The organism is Geodermatophilus chilensis, from assembly GCF_002802985.1.
GTDB classification, from domain to species: domain Bacteria; phylum Actinomycetota; class Actinomycetes; order Mycobacteriales; family Geodermatophilaceae; genus Geodermatophilus; species Geodermatophilus chilensis.
Window position 1 is genome coordinate 1 of sequence record NZ_NVPT01000143.1, and the last position, 13,818, is coordinate 13,818.

Below are 13,818 nucleotides of genomic sequence, written 5' to 3' on the forward strand. Positions count from 1 at the left end.
TTTCAGAGATTACTTTTCGTCTTGGTTTTTTATATATTCCTTAGTCATCGATGTGTACGTGTACGGTGTGGTCGGCCACTTCAGATGTGTGTAAGTGGGCATGACGCTCCTGGGCGGGTCCGGATCGGAGGAGGCGGTCCGGAGCACGGCGCAGCAGCCCCGCAGCTCGTCGCCGGCAGCGGTCAGCCCGCGGTGCTCCGGGTCAGGAGCGCGGCGGGGGCAGCACGAGCGCGTGCCGGAGCGTCATGACGCGAGCGTAGCGAGGGGCACCCCCGCTCCTCGCGGGCTTTCCTCTACAGTGGGTGCAGACCCCTCGTGTGGCGTCACCCTGTGAACCTCCCCAGGGCCGGAAGGCAGCAAGGATAAGCGGGCTCTGGCGGGTGCGCGGGGGGTCCTTGCTTTCTGTCGGCCTACCGGCCGACACCGCGGCCAGGTGCCGTTCCCGGCCTGCGTGGAGCCGCTGCCCGTGTCCCCGTCGGGAGACCCTCCGGGCCCCCGCGACCGGTCCACAACGGCGTCCGTCGATCCGTCGCCTCGTCCACGTAACCTGCTGCCGTGGCTCTGGCGCTCTACCGGAAGTACCGCCCGGCGACCTTCGCCGAGGTGGTCGGGCAGGAGCACGTGACCGCGCCGCTGGTCAACGCCGTCGACGGCGGGCGGATCAACCACGCCTACCTCTTCAGCGGTCCCCGCGGCTGCGGCAAGACGTCGTCCGCCCGGATCCTGGCGCGTTCGCTGAACTGCGAGCAGGGGCCGACGTCCACGCCCTGCGGTGTCTGCGGATCGTGCGTGGCCCTGGCGCCCGACGGGCCGGGCTCGCTCGACGTCATCGAGATCGACGCGGCCAGCCACGGCGGTGTGGACGACGCCCGTGACCTGCGGGAACGTGCCTTCTTCGCGCCGGTCAACAGCCGCTTCAAGGTCTACATCGTCGACGAGGCGCACATGGTGACGACGCAGGGCTTCAACGCCCTGCTCAAGCTGGTCGAGGAGCCGCCGGAGTTCCTCGTCTTCGTCTTCGCCACCACCGAGCCGGACAAGGTGCTGCCCACCATCCGGTCGCGTACCCACCACTACCCGTTCCGGCTGGTGCCGCCGACCACGCTGCGCGGGCTGCTGGAGAAGACCTGCACCGCCGAGGGCGTGCAGGTCGAGCCCACGGTCTTCCCGCTCGTGGTGCGCGCCGGCGGTGGCTCGGTGCGCGACTCGCTGTCCATCCTCGACCAGCTCCTCGCCGGCGCCGGCGAGGAGGGCGTCACCTACAGGAGCGCCGTCGGCCTGCTCGGCGTCACCGACGACGCGCTGCTGGACGAGACGATCGACGCCCTCGCCGCGCACGACGCGCCCGGTGTCTTCCGTGCCGTCGACCGGGTGGTGGAGGCCGGGCACGACCCGCGCCGCTTCGCCACCGACCTGCTCGACCGGCTGCGCGACCTCATCGTGCTCGACGCCGTCCCGGACGCCGGGGGCAACGGCCTGCTCGACTGCCCGCCCGACCGGCTGGACCTGATGAGCTCCCAGGCCCAGGCGCTGGGCTCGGCCACGCTCTCGCGGATGGCCGACACCGTGCACGCCGGCCTGACCGAGATGCGGGGGACGACGGCCCCGCGGCTGCTGCTCGAGCTGGTGTGCGCCCGGATGCTGCTCCCCGCCACGGACGACTCGGCGGCCGCGACCCTGCAGCGGCTGGAGCGCCTCGAGCGGCGGATGTCGATCGCCGGCGAGCACGCCGGCCGGCCGGGAGCCGAGCCCCCCGCCTCTGCCGCGCCGGTCCGCGAGGCGCGGCCGGAGCCCGCCGAGGTCGCACCCGAGCAGCCCGCCCGACCGGTGCGTGAGTTCGTGCGCAGGTCGCAGGTCACCGCCTCGGCGCCGAGCGCGCCCGCGCAGCCGGCACCGCGGCCCGCTCCCGAGCCCGCCCGCGCCGAGCCTCCTCGCGCCGAGCCGGCCCGCCCTGAGCCGGAGCCTGCCCGTGCCGAGCCCGCCCGGCCTGAGCCGGTGGCGGCCCGCGCGCCGGCCGACGACGGCTGGCCGGAGACCGCCAAGCCTGGATCGGGGGTGTCGTCCCGCCCGGCGCCGGCCGACGACGGCTGGCCGGAGACCACCCCGCCCGGCTCGGGCGCGCCGTCCCGCCCCAGTGCCCCGGCCCCGGCAGCTCCCGCGCCGGCCGCGGCCGAGGAGCAGCGCCCCCGGGTGGCCGTGGGGGAGCCGGACATCCCGCTGCCGCCGGAGCCCACCGACGACGAGGAGTGGCCGCACCCGGCGCAGCCCGCCGCGGCTGCGGCCGCGGCGTCGCGCCTCGAGCAGCCCCGCCCGACCGCGACGTCGGCGCCGCGGGCCGCTGCGGAGTCCTCACCGGCGCCGCGCGGCAGCGAGCCGACGCCGGTGGTCACCGCCAACCCGCCCGAGCCGGCCGGTGACGGCGAGCTGGACGCCGGCGACGTCCGCCGGGTGTGGCCCGAGCTGCTGGCAGTCGTCCGCCGGCACAAGCGGACCACCGAGGCGCTGCTGAAGTCCGCGCAGGTGCACGACGTCGCCAACGGCACGCTGACCCTGTCGATGACCTCGCCGGCGCTGGCCAAGATGCTCGGCGACGACCTGAACAAGGACGTCGTCCGCACGGCGCTGCAGGAGCTGCTCGGCGTGCGCTGGAAGGTGCAGACCGTCGTCGACGCACCCGGCCAGCCGGCGCCCGGCCGCACCGTCTCCCCGGAGGCCGCCCGGGAGGCGGCGCGGGCGGCGGAGGTGGCCGAGGCCAGCGAGCTCATGGCCGAGCGGGCGGCCGAGGGCACCGGGGGCGACCGGCCGCACGAGCCGGCGGTCGACCCCGAGCAGGCGGCGCTGTCCCTGCTGCGCACCCACCTGGGCGCCCGCCCCATCGATTGAAGGACCCCTGCAGGGTTCCGCTGGCCCCCTGCAGGGTCCCGCCGCGAGCCTGCGAGCGGCGGGGGGCAGGGGGTCCTTCCTCTAACTGCGGGTGAGGAGCTCGTCGAGGCGCTCGTAGCCCTCGCGCACGCCGACCTCCATGCCGCTGGCCACGAACGCGTCCCGGGCGGCGAAGGAGTCGACCAACGACGTGGAGGTGAGCCGGGTGCGGCCGTCGCCGAGGTCCTCGAGCACGAGCTTCTCGAGGGCGACGCCGTCGGGGTCGCCCTCGAAGGTGAAGGTCTGCACGATCAGCTCGTCGGGCCGCACCTCGTGGAAGCAACCGCGGAAGCCGTACTCCTCGCCGTCGCTGACCGACACGAAGCGGTAGGAGCCGCCGGTGCGGCAGTCGAAGATGTCGAAGCGCGTCGCGGTGTCGCGCGGGCCGACCCACTGGGCGAACAGCTCGGGGTCGGTGTGCGCGCGGAACACCTTGGCCGGCGGGGCGTCGAACTCGCGGGTGATCCGGACCAGCGGGACCTCCGGGTCGACGTCGATGCGGGTCTCGTGCGCGGTGGTGGTCATGTCGGGTTCCCTCCCTGTCCAGTGGTGTCGTCGTCCGGCATGGACGCCAGGACGCCGTCGAGACGGCGGTAGCGCTCCTCGGCCTGCCGCCGGTAGCGCTCGATCCACGTCGTCATGAGGTCGAGGACCTCGGCCTCGAGGTGCACCGGACGCCGCTGGGCGTCGCGGCTGCGGCTGACCAGGCCGGCGTCCTCGAGCACCCGCAGGTGCTTGGAGACGGCCTGGACGCTCACGTCGTACGGCTCGGCCAGCTCACCGACCGTGGCATCGGCGACCGCCAGCCGGGCGACCATGTCGCGCCGGGTGGGGTCCGCCAGGGCCGCGAAGACCCGGGAGAGCGGATCGGCGGCCATCGGGGCGTCCTCCCTTCCTCAACCGCTCGGTTGAGGAAGGAGCGTGGACCGGTCCGCGCGGCTCGTCAACCAGTTGGTTGCCGATGCCGACGTCCCCGCACCTGTCGTCCCCTCGGCCTACGCTCGGGTCATGTTCCCCGGAGGCCAGCCCGACATGGCACGTCTGCTCGAGCAGGCGCAGCAGATGCAGCAGCAGCTGGCTGCCGCGCAGGAGCAGTTGGCGCAGGAGGAGGTCACCGGCACCGCCGGCGGCGGCCTGGTCAGCGTCACGATGACCGGTCAGGGCGAGGTCACCGCGGTGACGATCGCGCCCGCGGCCGTCGACCCCGACGACGTCGAGAGCCTGCAGGACCTGGTCGTCGCGGCGTTCCGCGACGCCTCCCGCGCCGTCAACGAACTCACCGCCAGCCGCATGGGGCCGCTCGCCGGCGGCCTCGGTGGCGGCCTGGGGCTGCCCGGCCTGTAAGGGTCCGGACGCCCCACCACGACGAGAGGAACACCGTGTACGAGGGGGCCGTCCAGGACCTCATCGACGAGCTCGGCCGGCTGCCCGGCGTCGGGCCGAAGAGTGCCCAGCGCATCGCCTTCCACCTGCTGGCGGCCGAGTCCGCCGACGTCGGCCGGCTGGTTGCGGCACTGCAGCGCGTGCAGGCCGAGGTCCGGTTCTGCAACACCTGCTACAACGTCGCCGAGGGCGAGCAGTGTCGCATCTGCCGTGACCCGCGGCGCGCCGACGACGTCATCTGCGTCGTCGAGGAGCCCAAGGACGTCGTCGCCATCGAGCGCACCCGCGAGTTCCGCGGCCGCTACCACGTGCTCGGCGGTGCGATCAGCCCGATCGAGGGCGTCGGCCCCGACGACCTGCGGGTCAAGGAGCTCATGACCCGGCTGATGAGCGGCACGGTCACCGAGCTGATCATCGCGACCGACCCCAATCTCGAGGGTGAGGCGACCGCCGCCTACCTGGCCCGGCTGGTCGGCCCGTTGGGGCTGGCGGTGTCCCGGCTGGCCAGCGGCCTCCCGGTGGGTGGCGACCTGGAGTACGCCGACGAGGTCACGCTCGGCCGGGCGTTCGAGGGCCGCCGCCGCATCGACGCTTGAAGGACCCCGTCCTCCCCACCCCTCGCAGGCTCGGGGCGGGCCCCTGGACGGGGCCGGCGGACGTCACCTGCCTGACCTGGCCCGTTACCAGGTCACAGGATGGTGTCGATGAGGATCCCCTGCTCACTGTGACCTCGACGCCCGGCCTAGGGTCCGACCACGTCCGTGAGAGCTTCCGCCCTCCGGCCGTGAAGTCGGGAACTCATCCGGCCCACCGGGGCCGAGAAGGCAGGTCTTCCGCGATGCAGCGTCGTCCTCAACGCGTGCTCGCCGCTTCGGCGGCCACGCTGACCGCACTCACCCTGGCCGCCTGTGCCTCGAGCGACCGGGACTCCGGCGGCGGCGAGGGCGGTGAGGCAGCACAGTCCGGCGGCACCATGGTCTTCGGCGCCACCTCCGACCCCGTGATGCTCGACCCGGCGTTCGCCAGCGACGGCGAGACCTTCCGGGTCATCCGCCAGGTCTACGAGGGCCTGCTGACCAACGAGCCCGGCGGCACCGACCCGGTGCCGGCCCTGGCCGAGGACTACGAGGTCAGCGAGGACGGGTTGGAGTACACCTTCAACCTGCGCCAGGGCGTGAAGTTCCACGACGGGACGGACTTCAACGGCGAGGCGGTCTGCTTCAACTTCGAGCGCTGGTACAACTTCGAGGGTCTGGCCCAGAGCCCGAGCGCCTCGACCTACTACCAGGACGTGTTCGGCGGTTTCGCCAACACGCCCGAGACACCCAACGTCTACGCCGGGTGCGAGGCGTCGGACGAGAACACCGCCGTCATCCGACTCAACAGGGTGACCAGCAAGTTCCCCGCCGCGCTGTCGCTGCCCGCCTTCTCCATCGCCAGCCCCACCGCGCTGCAGGAGTACGACGCCGACAACCTGTCCGGCAGCGACGACGCGCTGACCTACCCCGAGTACGCCCTCGAGCACCCGACCGGCACCGGGCCCTTCCGCTTCGAGAGCTGGGACCGCGGCAACGGCGAGGTCCGCATCGTCCGCAACGAGGACTACTGGGGCGAGCCGGCGCTGCTCGACGAGATCATCTTCCGCTCGATCGCGGACGGGAACACCCGCCGTCAGGAGCTGCAGGCCGGCTCGATCGACGGCTACGACTTCGTCGCCCCGGCGGATTACCAGTCCCTGCAGGGCGAGGGCTTCCAGGTCCTCGTGCGTGACCCCTTCAACATCCTCTACCTGGGCATCAACGGCGGGAACGTCCCCGACTCCGGCGCCAACCCGGCGCTGCAGGACCCGCGGGTGCGGCAGGCGATCGCGCACGCGATCGACCGCCAGACGATCGTCAACTCGCTGCTGCCCGAGGGCGCCGAGGCGGCCATCGAGTTCATGCCGCCGACCGTCGAGGGCTACGCCGAGGACGTCACCACCTACGGGTACGACCCCGACCGGTCGCGGCAGCTGCTGCAGGAGGCCGGTGCCGAGGGCACGACGCTGCGGTTCTTCTACCCGACCGAGGTCAGCCGGCCCTACCTGCCGGACCCGGCCGCGATGTTCCAGGTCATCAGTCAGAACCTGACAGACGCCGGCTTCACCATCGAGCCGACGGCGCTCCCCTGGAGCCCGGACTACCTGAACGCCGTCCAGGCCGGTGGGGCCGACATCCACCTGCTCGGGTGGACCGGTGACTACAACGACGCCTACAACTTCATCGGGACCTTCTTCGCCGCCAAGGCGGACGGCCTGGCCAAGGCGGAGTTCGGGGCGTTCAACGCGCCGGAGATCTTCCAGGCGCTGGCCCGGGCCGACGCCGAGCCGGACCCCGCCGCCCGCACCGTGCTCTACCAGGAGGCGAACCGGCTGATCATGGACTACCTGCCGGGTGTCCCGATCTCCCACTCGCCGCCGGCGCTGGTCGTGGCGGAGAACGTCAGCGGCCTGGAGCCCAGCCCGCTGACCGCCGAGGTCTTCTCCACGGTCTCCATCAGCGAGTGACCCCACGCCCGTCCCCGTCGGCGGCCTCCGGGCCGCTGGCGGGGACGGTGTCGTGACCGACTCCTGACCGAGGAAGGACGACCCGCGCGCCGTGCTCCGCTTCATCGTCCGACGGCTCCTGCAGCTCGTCCCGATCCTGCTGGGCCTGTCGGTCCTGCTCTTCGCCTGGCTGCGCGCCCTGCCCGGCGGTCCGGCGCAGGCCGCCCTCGGCGAGCGAGCGACGCCCGAGGCGATCGCCCGCTACAACGAGCTGTTCGGCCTGGACCAGCCGATCTGGGTCCAGTACCTGCGCTTCCTCGGTCGCGCCGTCCAGCTCGACTTCGGGACGTCGGCCCGCACCGGGCGCGCGGTGACCACCGAGTTCCTCGAGCGGATGCCCGGCACCGTCGAGCTGACGGTCTTCGCCATGGTCTTCGCCGTCGGCGTCGGCATCCCACTGGGCTACCTGGCCGCGCGGAAGCACGGCAGCTGGCTGGACTCCACCGCCGTCGTCGGGTCGCTGCTCGGCGTCGCGATCCCGGTCTTCTTCCTCGCCTACCTGCTCCGGCTGCTGTTCGCCGTCGAGCTGGGCTGGCTGCCCGGGTCGGGCCGCCAGGAGGTCCGCATCGACGCCACCCACATCACGAACTTCTACGTCCTCGACGGCCTGCTGACCCGCGAGTGGGACGCCGCCTGGGACGCCTTCCTGCACCTGGTGCTGCCGGGCATCGCGCTGGGCACCATCCCGCTGGCCATCATCGTGCGGATCACCCGCGCCTCGGTGCTCGACGTCGTCAACGAGGACTACGTCCGGACGGCGAACGCCAAGGGCCTGGCGGCCGACACCGTGCGCCGCCGGCACGTCGTCCGCAACGCCCTGCTGCCGGTGTCCACCACGATCGGCCTGCAGACCGGCCTGCTGCTGTCCGGGGCCGTGCTGACCGAGACGGTCTTCGCCTTCGGCGGGGTCGGATCGGCGATCTACGACGCGATCTTCGCCCGTGACTTCGCGATCCTGCAGGGCTTCATCCTCATGCTGGCGGTGGTCTACGTCCTGGTGAACCTGCTGGTCGACATCTCCTACGGCCTCCTGGACCCGAGGGTGCGGGTCCGTTGAGCTCGCGGATCGGACGGGGGCGGAGCCGGTGACCGCGATGGGCGACGTCCGCCGGCAGCGGATCGACGAGCTGGCCGCCCGCGCCGGGAGGGTGCCCGAGGGTGAGGGCGGGGTGTCCCTCGTCAGGAGCGCCTTCCGCCGGCTGCGGCGCAACCCGGTGGCGATCCTGGGTGCGGTCATCGTCGTGGTCTTCCTGGTGGTCGCCGCGTTCGCACCGTGGCTGGCCCCGCGCGACCCGCTCGCGCAGACGCTGCTGAGCGAGGTCCGCCCCGGCGCCATCCCCGGGCCGCAGGAGGGCTTCCCGCTCGGCGCCGACCAGCTCGGCCGCGACCTGCTCTCCCGGCTGGTCTACGGCTCGCGGCAGTCGCTGCTCATCGGCGTGGTGTCGACCGTGCTCGGCGCGGTGGTCGGGATGGCCGTCGGCGTGCTGGCCGGGGCCTTCGGCGGCTGGGTGGACACCGTCGTGATGCGGTTCGTCGACATCCTGCTGTCGATCCCGAGCCTGCTGATGGCGATCAGCATCTCGGTGCTGCTGGGCCAGAACCAGTACGCGCTGATGATCGCCATCGCGGTCACCCAGGTCCCGGTGTTCGCCCGGCTGCTGCGTGGCTCGATGCTCGCCCAGCGGGGCAGCGACTACGTGCTCGCGGCCCGCGCCCTGGGCGTCAGGCACGGCCGCATCGTCTTCGGCCACGTGCTGCCCAACTCGCTGTCCCCGGTCATCGTGCAGGCCACGCTGTCCCTGGCGACGGCGATCATCGAGGCCGCCGCGCTGTCCTTCCTGGGCCTCGGCGACCCCGACATCGCGCGGCCGGAGTGGGGCGCGATGCTGGCCACCGCGCAGGCCTTCCTGTCCGTCCGGCCGGCCCTGGCCGTGTGGCCGGCGCTGTGCATCATCGTCGTCGCCCTCGGCTTCACCCTGCTCGGGGAGTCGCTGCGGGAGGCCCTCGACCCGAAGTTCCGGAGGTGACCCGCGATGACGACGGGCGAGCGAGCATCGCAGGGAGATGCCCGGAGCCGACAGGGAGTGAGCATCGCAGCGAGCGCCAGCGAGCGAGGAGCGGAGCGACCGCGGAGGCGACTCGGGGCGTCGACCGAGGAGCGGAACGAGCCCGGAGTCGAGCAGTGAGGGAGCCGGTGTCCATCGAGGCGATGCCGCCCGAGGACGCCGTGCGCGGCGACGTCCCGGTGCTGGAGGTCGAGGAGCTCTCGGTGACCTTCGCCCGCCGCGGCGAGCAGCCGACCCGGGCCGTCGACGGGGTGAGCTTCTCGGTGGCCGCGGGCGAGACGGTGGGCCTGGTGGGGGAGTCCGGCTGCGGGAAGTCGGTGACCTCGCTGGCGGTCATGGGGCTGCTGCCGCGGCGCGGCGTGCAGGTCGGCGGTTCGGTGCGGCTCGGCGGCACCGAGCTCATCGGGGCGCCGGACCGGACGCTGCGTCGGTTGCGCGGGTCGGAGATGGCGATGGTCTTCCAGGACCCGCTGTCCTCGCTCAACCCCACCGTGTCCATCGGCACCCAGGTCACCGAGGTGCTCGTCGAGCACCGCGACATGGGGAAGAAGGAGGCGGTGGCCGAGGCGGCGGCGCTGCTGGACCGGGTCGGCATCCCCGACCCCACCCGCCGGCTCAAGGAGTACCCGCACCAGCTGTCGGGCGGCATGCGGCAGCGGGCGCTCATCGCGATGGCCCTGGCCTGCTCGCCGCGCCTGCTCATCGCCGACGAGCCGACGACGGCCCTCGACGTCACGATCCAGGCGCAGATCCTCGAGCTGCTGCGCGAGCTCGTCGTCGACTCGGGGACGGCGCTGGTGATGATCACCCACGACCTCGGGGTCGTCGCCGGCCTCTGCGACCGGGTGCACGTCATGTACGCCGGGAAGATCATCGAGACCGCCGACCGGCACGATCTGTTCGCCCGGCCCCGCCAGCCCTACACCGGCGGCCTGCTCGCCTCGGTGCCGCGGCTGGACGCCGGGCGCGGCGTCCCGCTGACGCCGATCCGCGGCTCGGCCCGCGACGCCATCCCGTGGGCCGAGGGCTGCGCCTTCGCCCCGCGCTGCGACAACGCCCAGGACGACTGCCTCACCGAGGTCGCAGGGAGCACCGTGCCACTGGAGTACGACGGGCCCGGCCGCGAGCTGCGCTGCCGGCACCCGCTCACGTACCCGGCGGCCCCCGCCGGGGCGACCGCCTCCGGAGCCGGCCGGTGACCGCGGCGGGCGAGCCCCTGCTGCGGGCCGAGGGTCTGCAGGTGCACTTCCCCATCAAGCGGGGGGTCTTCTTCGACCGCACGGTCGGCCACGTCCGCGCCGTCGACGGCGTCGACCTGGCCATCGACCGTGGCACGACCTACGGGCTGGTGGGCGAGTCCGGCTGCGGCAAGTCCACGCTGGGCCGCGCCGTCCTGCGGCTGGTCGAGCCCACCGCCGGGCAGGTGCTCTTCGACGGCACCGACGTCGCCTCGCTGAAGGGTGAGGCGCTGCGCACCATGCGCCGGCGGATGCAGATGGTGTTCCAGGACCCGCTGGGCAGCCTGGACCCGCGGCAGGACGTCGAGTCACTGCTGTCCGAGCCGCTGCGGGCGCACGGGCTGGGCGGCGGCAAGGTGGGGATCGCCGCGCGGGTCCGGGAGCTGCTGGACGCCGTCGGGTTGCCGGCCGCCGCGCTGCGCCGGTACCCGCACGAGTTCTCCGGCGGTCAGCGGCAGCGCATCGGCATCGCCCGCGCCATCTCGCTGGAGCCGGACCTGCTGATCGCCGACGAGCCGGTCTCCGCGCTGGACGTCAGCGTGCAGGCGCAGGTGGTCAACCTGCTCGAGGAGCTGCAGCAGCGGCTGGGCCTGACCTACCTGGTCATCGCGCACGACCTGGCGGTGGTGCGCCACATCAGCGACGTCGTCGGCGTCATGTACCTCGGGTCGCTGGTCGAGCAGGCGCCGTCGGGGGTCCTCTACGACGAGCCGCTGCACCCCTACACGCGGGCGCTGATGAGCGCCGTCCCGGTGCCGGACCCGGTGGTGGAGGAGCGGCGGGAGCGGATCCTGCTGGCCGGTGACCTGCCCTCGCCGGCGAACCCGCCGAGCGGCTGCCGGTTCCACACCCGCTGCCCGTGGCGGCAGGAGACCCGCTGCGACGACGAGGTCCCGGTGCTGCGGGAGCTGGCGCCGGGCCACCTGGTGAGCTGCCACTGGGCCGAGGAGATCCGGGACGGCGTGCTGCGGCCGAAGTCACCGGAGGAGGTCGCGGCCACCCAGGGCGTGTCGGTCCGGGCCACCGGCGCGGAGGGGCTGGAGACCGACGCGCTGGTCCAGGGCGTCGACGAGCCGATCGAGCGGCGCTGAAGCGGGCTCACCCGAGGACGACGTCATCCCCTCTCCGGAGCGCCCGGCGGACCCGCAGCCGCAGGACCCGGGCGTAGGCGCGGACGAACTGCGTGTAGCCCGGGGTCGGGCCGTGGTAGCCGAGGAAGCCGTGCGGACCCTCGACCATCTCGCCGGTCCGGACGTCGTAGCGGCTCTGGTGCCACGGGCAGACCAGACAGCCGTCGGCGTCCACGCTGCCCTCGGAGAGGTCGGCGAGCTGGTGGCGGCAGCGCCGGGAGACGGCGAAGTACCGGCCGTCCCGGTTGCCGACGGCCCAGTCGCCGACGCGGCGGACCGCTCCCGGCGGCAGGTCGGCGGCGGGGATCCGGTCGGGCTCGGTCATGCGTCCTCCAGCGGTCTCGGGCCCCGGGCCCACGGTTCGCTCACGCAGGGCGCTCCGCTCCTCGCTCGTTCCTCGCTGCGGTGCTCACGCCCCTGTCCACTCACGGCCCTACCCGCGGGACGACGGGTCAGACCGGCCGGCGTGGGTAGGGTCGCCGCATCCGAACCCCCGGAGGTCCCCCCGTGCGCCGGCTGCCCGCCGTCCTCGTCCCGCTGGCCGCCGTGGTCCTCCTCGGCGGGGGGCCCGCGCTGGCGGAGCCGCCGTTCGACGTGCCAGCGCAGCTCACCGACGACGTCGACGTCCTCAGCACGTCCGAGGAGTCCCAGGTCGAGGACGCCCTCGGCCAGCTGCGCTCCGCCGACGGCACGCAGCTGTTCGTCGTCTACGTGTCCTCCTTCGACGGGGTGCAGCAGGGCCAGTGGGCGCAGGCCACCGCCGACGCCTCCGGCCTGGGCACCGGCGACGCGCTGTTCGCCGTCGCGGTCGACGACCGGCGCTACGGCTACTGGGTGCCCGACGACTTCCCGCTGACCGACGCCGAGATCGAGCAGCTGCTGGTCTCCGACGTCGACCCGCGGCTGTCTCAGGAGGACTGGGACGGCGCGGCGGTCGCGCTCGCCGACGGGCTCGCCGGGGACGACGGCGGCTCCGGCAGCGGGCTGGGCACGGTGGCGGTGGTGGGCGGCATCGCGGCGGTCGCGGGCGGGGCCTACCTGGTCTCGCGGTCCCGCCGACGCCGGCAGGGACCGCCGCCCACCGAGCGGCTCGAGCGGCCCGACCCGAACGCCGGCGTCCCCACCGAGCAGCTGGAGGCGCAGGCCAGCACGGCGCTGCTGGAGCTGGACGAGGCGGTCAAGACCTCCCGGCTCGACCTCGACTACGCCCGGCTGCAGTACGGCCAGGAGGCGGTCGCCGGCTTCGCCGAGGCGCTGGCCGCCTCGGAGCAGGACCTGGCCAGGGCGTTCTCGCTGCGCCAGCAGCTGGACGACGAGTCGGGCGGGCGGGAGACCGGCGCAGACGAGCCGACCAAGCGGCGGATGCTGGCCGAGATGCTCCAGCTGACGACCGCGGCCGACGCGCGCCTGGACGAGCAGGCCGAGGCGTTCGACCGGCTGCGCGACCTGGAGCGCACCGCGCCACAGGCCCTCGACGCGTTGACCTCCCGCGCCACCGCGCTGCGCGGCCGGCTGCCCGCCGAGGAGGACCGCTTCGCCGCGCTGCAGCGCCGCTACGCCCCGGCCGCGCTCGCACCGGTCGCCGACAACCTGGCGCAGGCCCGGGCGCGGCTGGACGCCGCCGAGCAGGCGATCGCCGAGGCACGCGGCGACATCGCCGCCGGGCGGACCGGCGGTGCGGTCGGGGACATCCGGGTGGCCGAGGACGCCCTCGCCCAGACCGGCACGCTGCTCGACGCCGTCGGCCGGCTCGGCAACGACCTGCAGGCCGCCGAGGCCCGGGTGGCGCAGGTGCGGGCCGAGACCGAGGAGGACCTCGCCGAGGCCCGCGCCCTGGTCGCCGGGGGCACGGGCAGCGGACTGCGGCCGCAGGTGGCCCGCGCCGAGGCGGCCCTGGCCGCGGCCGACGCCGCGCTGCACCCGGCGGACGGCGGCCGGCCCGACCCGATGGCGGCGCTGCGCCAGCTGGAGGAGGCCGACATCGCGCTGGAGCAGGCGCTCGCCGTGGCCCGGGACGCCGACCAGCGGGCGCAGCGGGCCGCGGCCTCCCTGGACCAGGCGCTGCTCACCGCCCGGTCGGGCATCGCGGCCGCCGGCGACTTCATCAGCACCCGCCGTGGCGCCGTCGGCCCCGAGGCCCGCACCCGGCTGGCCGAGGCGCAGCGACACCTGGACGTCGCGGTCGCGCAGGGCCGTACCGACCCGGTCGGCGCCCTGCGCGAGGCCCAGCTGGCCGACGCCCTGGCCCAGGAGGCGCTGCAGCGGGCGCAGTCCGACGTGGCCGGCTGGGGCGACGGCGGGTACGGGCCCGGCGGGTACGGCCCCGGTGGGTACGGGCCGGGCGGGTTCGGCGGCGGCCACGGCGCGGGGTACGGCCGCGGCGGCGTGGACCTCGGCAGCCTGGTGCTGGGCGGTTAGACACACTTGTGGATCCCGGCGACCTGTCACACGCACGCAACGTCTGGCTCGTGAAACACATTAAACACAAATTATGA

General features: G+C 73.9%; 12 protein-coding genes and 1 other RNA gene. 10 read left to right on the forward strand and 3 right to left on the reverse strand.

Features of this window, described 5'->3' with window-relative positions:
- Positions 1-304: 304 nt before the first annotated feature.
- Together ffs and CNO22_RS20415 are read left to right on the forward strand one after the other, a co-directional pair.
- An RNA gene (gene ffs, locus CNO22_RS20410) (signal recognition particle sRNA small type) lies at positions 305-400 on the forward strand.
- Positions 401-555: 155 nt separating this feature from the next.
- Positions 556-2,883 carry a DNA polymerase III subunit gamma and tau gene (locus CNO22_RS20415; RefSeq protein WP_100501099.1) on the forward strand — a complete coding sequence of 776 codons (2,328 nt, stop codon included), beginning with the start codon at positions 556-558 and terminating at the stop codon, positions 2,881-2,883.
- 81 nt (positions 2,884-2,964) lie between these two features.
- Here CNO22_RS20415 and CNO22_RS20420 read toward each other — a convergent pair whose 3' ends face one another.
- Both CNO22_RS20420 and CNO22_RS20425 read right to left on the reverse strand, forming a co-directional pair.
- Positions 2,965-3,447 (reverse strand): SRPBCC family protein, encoded by a 483-nt coding sequence (locus CNO22_RS20420; RefSeq protein ID WP_100501100.1) that lies wholly within the window; start codon positions 3,445-3,447, stop codon positions 2,965-2,967.
- Positions 3,444-3,800: an ArsR/SmtB family transcription factor gene (locus CNO22_RS20425; RefSeq protein ID WP_100501101.1), complete on the reverse strand. Its 357-nt coding sequence runs from the start codon at positions 3,798-3,800 to the stop codon at positions 3,444-3,446. Before CNO22_RS20425 ends, CNO22_RS20420 begins: the two co-directional genes overlap by 4 nt.
- 43 nt (positions 3,801-3,843) lie before the next feature.
- Here CNO22_RS20425 and CNO22_RS20430 point away from each other — a divergent pair, with 43 nt between their 5' ends.
- The 7 genes from CNO22_RS20430 to CNO22_RS20460 all read left to right on the forward strand — a co-directional run bounded on the left by CNO22_RS20430 (position 3,844) and on the right by CNO22_RS20460 (position 11,284).
- Entirely contained in the window at positions 3,844-4,266 is a 423-nt protein-coding gene (locus CNO22_RS20430; RefSeq protein WP_332870098.1) for a YbaB/EbfC family nucleoid-associated protein, read from the forward strand.
- A 35-nt stretch (positions 4,267-4,301) separates the two neighbouring features.
- Positions 4,302-4,901: a recombination mediator RecR gene (gene recR / locus CNO22_RS20435; RefSeq protein WP_100501102.1), complete on the forward strand. Its 600-nt coding sequence runs from the start codon at positions 4,302-4,304 to the stop codon at positions 4,899-4,901.
- Between the two features lie 263 nt (positions 4,902-5,164).
- Positions 5,165-6,850, forward strand: a complete 1,686-nt coding sequence (locus tag CNO22_RS20440; RefSeq protein ID WP_232807202.1) for an ABC transporter substrate-binding protein — start codon at positions 5,165-5,167, stop codon at positions 6,848-6,850.
- 91 nt (positions 6,851-6,941) lie between these two features.
- Entirely contained in the window at positions 6,942-7,946 is a 1,005-nt protein-coding gene (locus tag CNO22_RS20445) for an ABC transporter permease (protein WP_100501104.1), read from the forward strand.
- A 37-nt stretch (positions 7,947-7,983) separates the two neighbouring features.
- The gene (locus CNO22_RS20450) at positions 7,984-8,916 is read left to right on the forward strand and encodes an ABC transporter permease (protein WP_232807204.1); all 933 of its coding nucleotides are present in this window, start codon (positions 7,984-7,986) and stop codon (positions 8,914-8,916) included.
- A gap of 155 nt (positions 8,917-9,071) precedes the next feature.
- Entirely contained in the window at positions 9,072-10,154 is a 1,083-nt protein-coding gene (locus CNO22_RS20455; RefSeq protein WP_232807203.1) for an ABC transporter ATP-binding protein, read from the forward strand.
- Positions 10,151-11,284, forward strand: coding sequence for an ABC transporter ATP-binding protein (locus tag CNO22_RS20460; RefSeq protein WP_100501106.1), 1,134 nt, complete (start codon positions 10,151-10,153; stop codon positions 11,282-11,284). The genes CNO22_RS20455 and CNO22_RS20460 overlap by 4 nt, the downstream gene beginning before the upstream one ends.
- Before the next feature lie 7 nt (positions 11,285-11,291).
- Here CNO22_RS20460 and CNO22_RS20465 read toward each other — a convergent pair whose 3' ends face one another.
- A complete protein-coding gene (locus tag CNO22_RS20465) occupies positions 11,292-11,648 on the reverse strand; it encodes a Rieske (2Fe-2S) protein (RefSeq protein WP_100501107.1) in 357 nt (118 codons plus the stop codon).
- A gap of 182 nt (positions 11,649-11,830) precedes the next feature.
- Between CNO22_RS20465 and CNO22_RS20470 the strand changes: the two genes are divergently transcribed.
- Positions 11,831-13,741, forward strand: coding sequence for a TPM domain-containing protein (locus CNO22_RS20470; RefSeq protein ID WP_100501108.1), 1,911 nt, complete (start codon positions 11,831-11,833; stop codon positions 13,739-13,741).
- Positions 13,742-13,818: the final 77 nt, after the last annotated feature.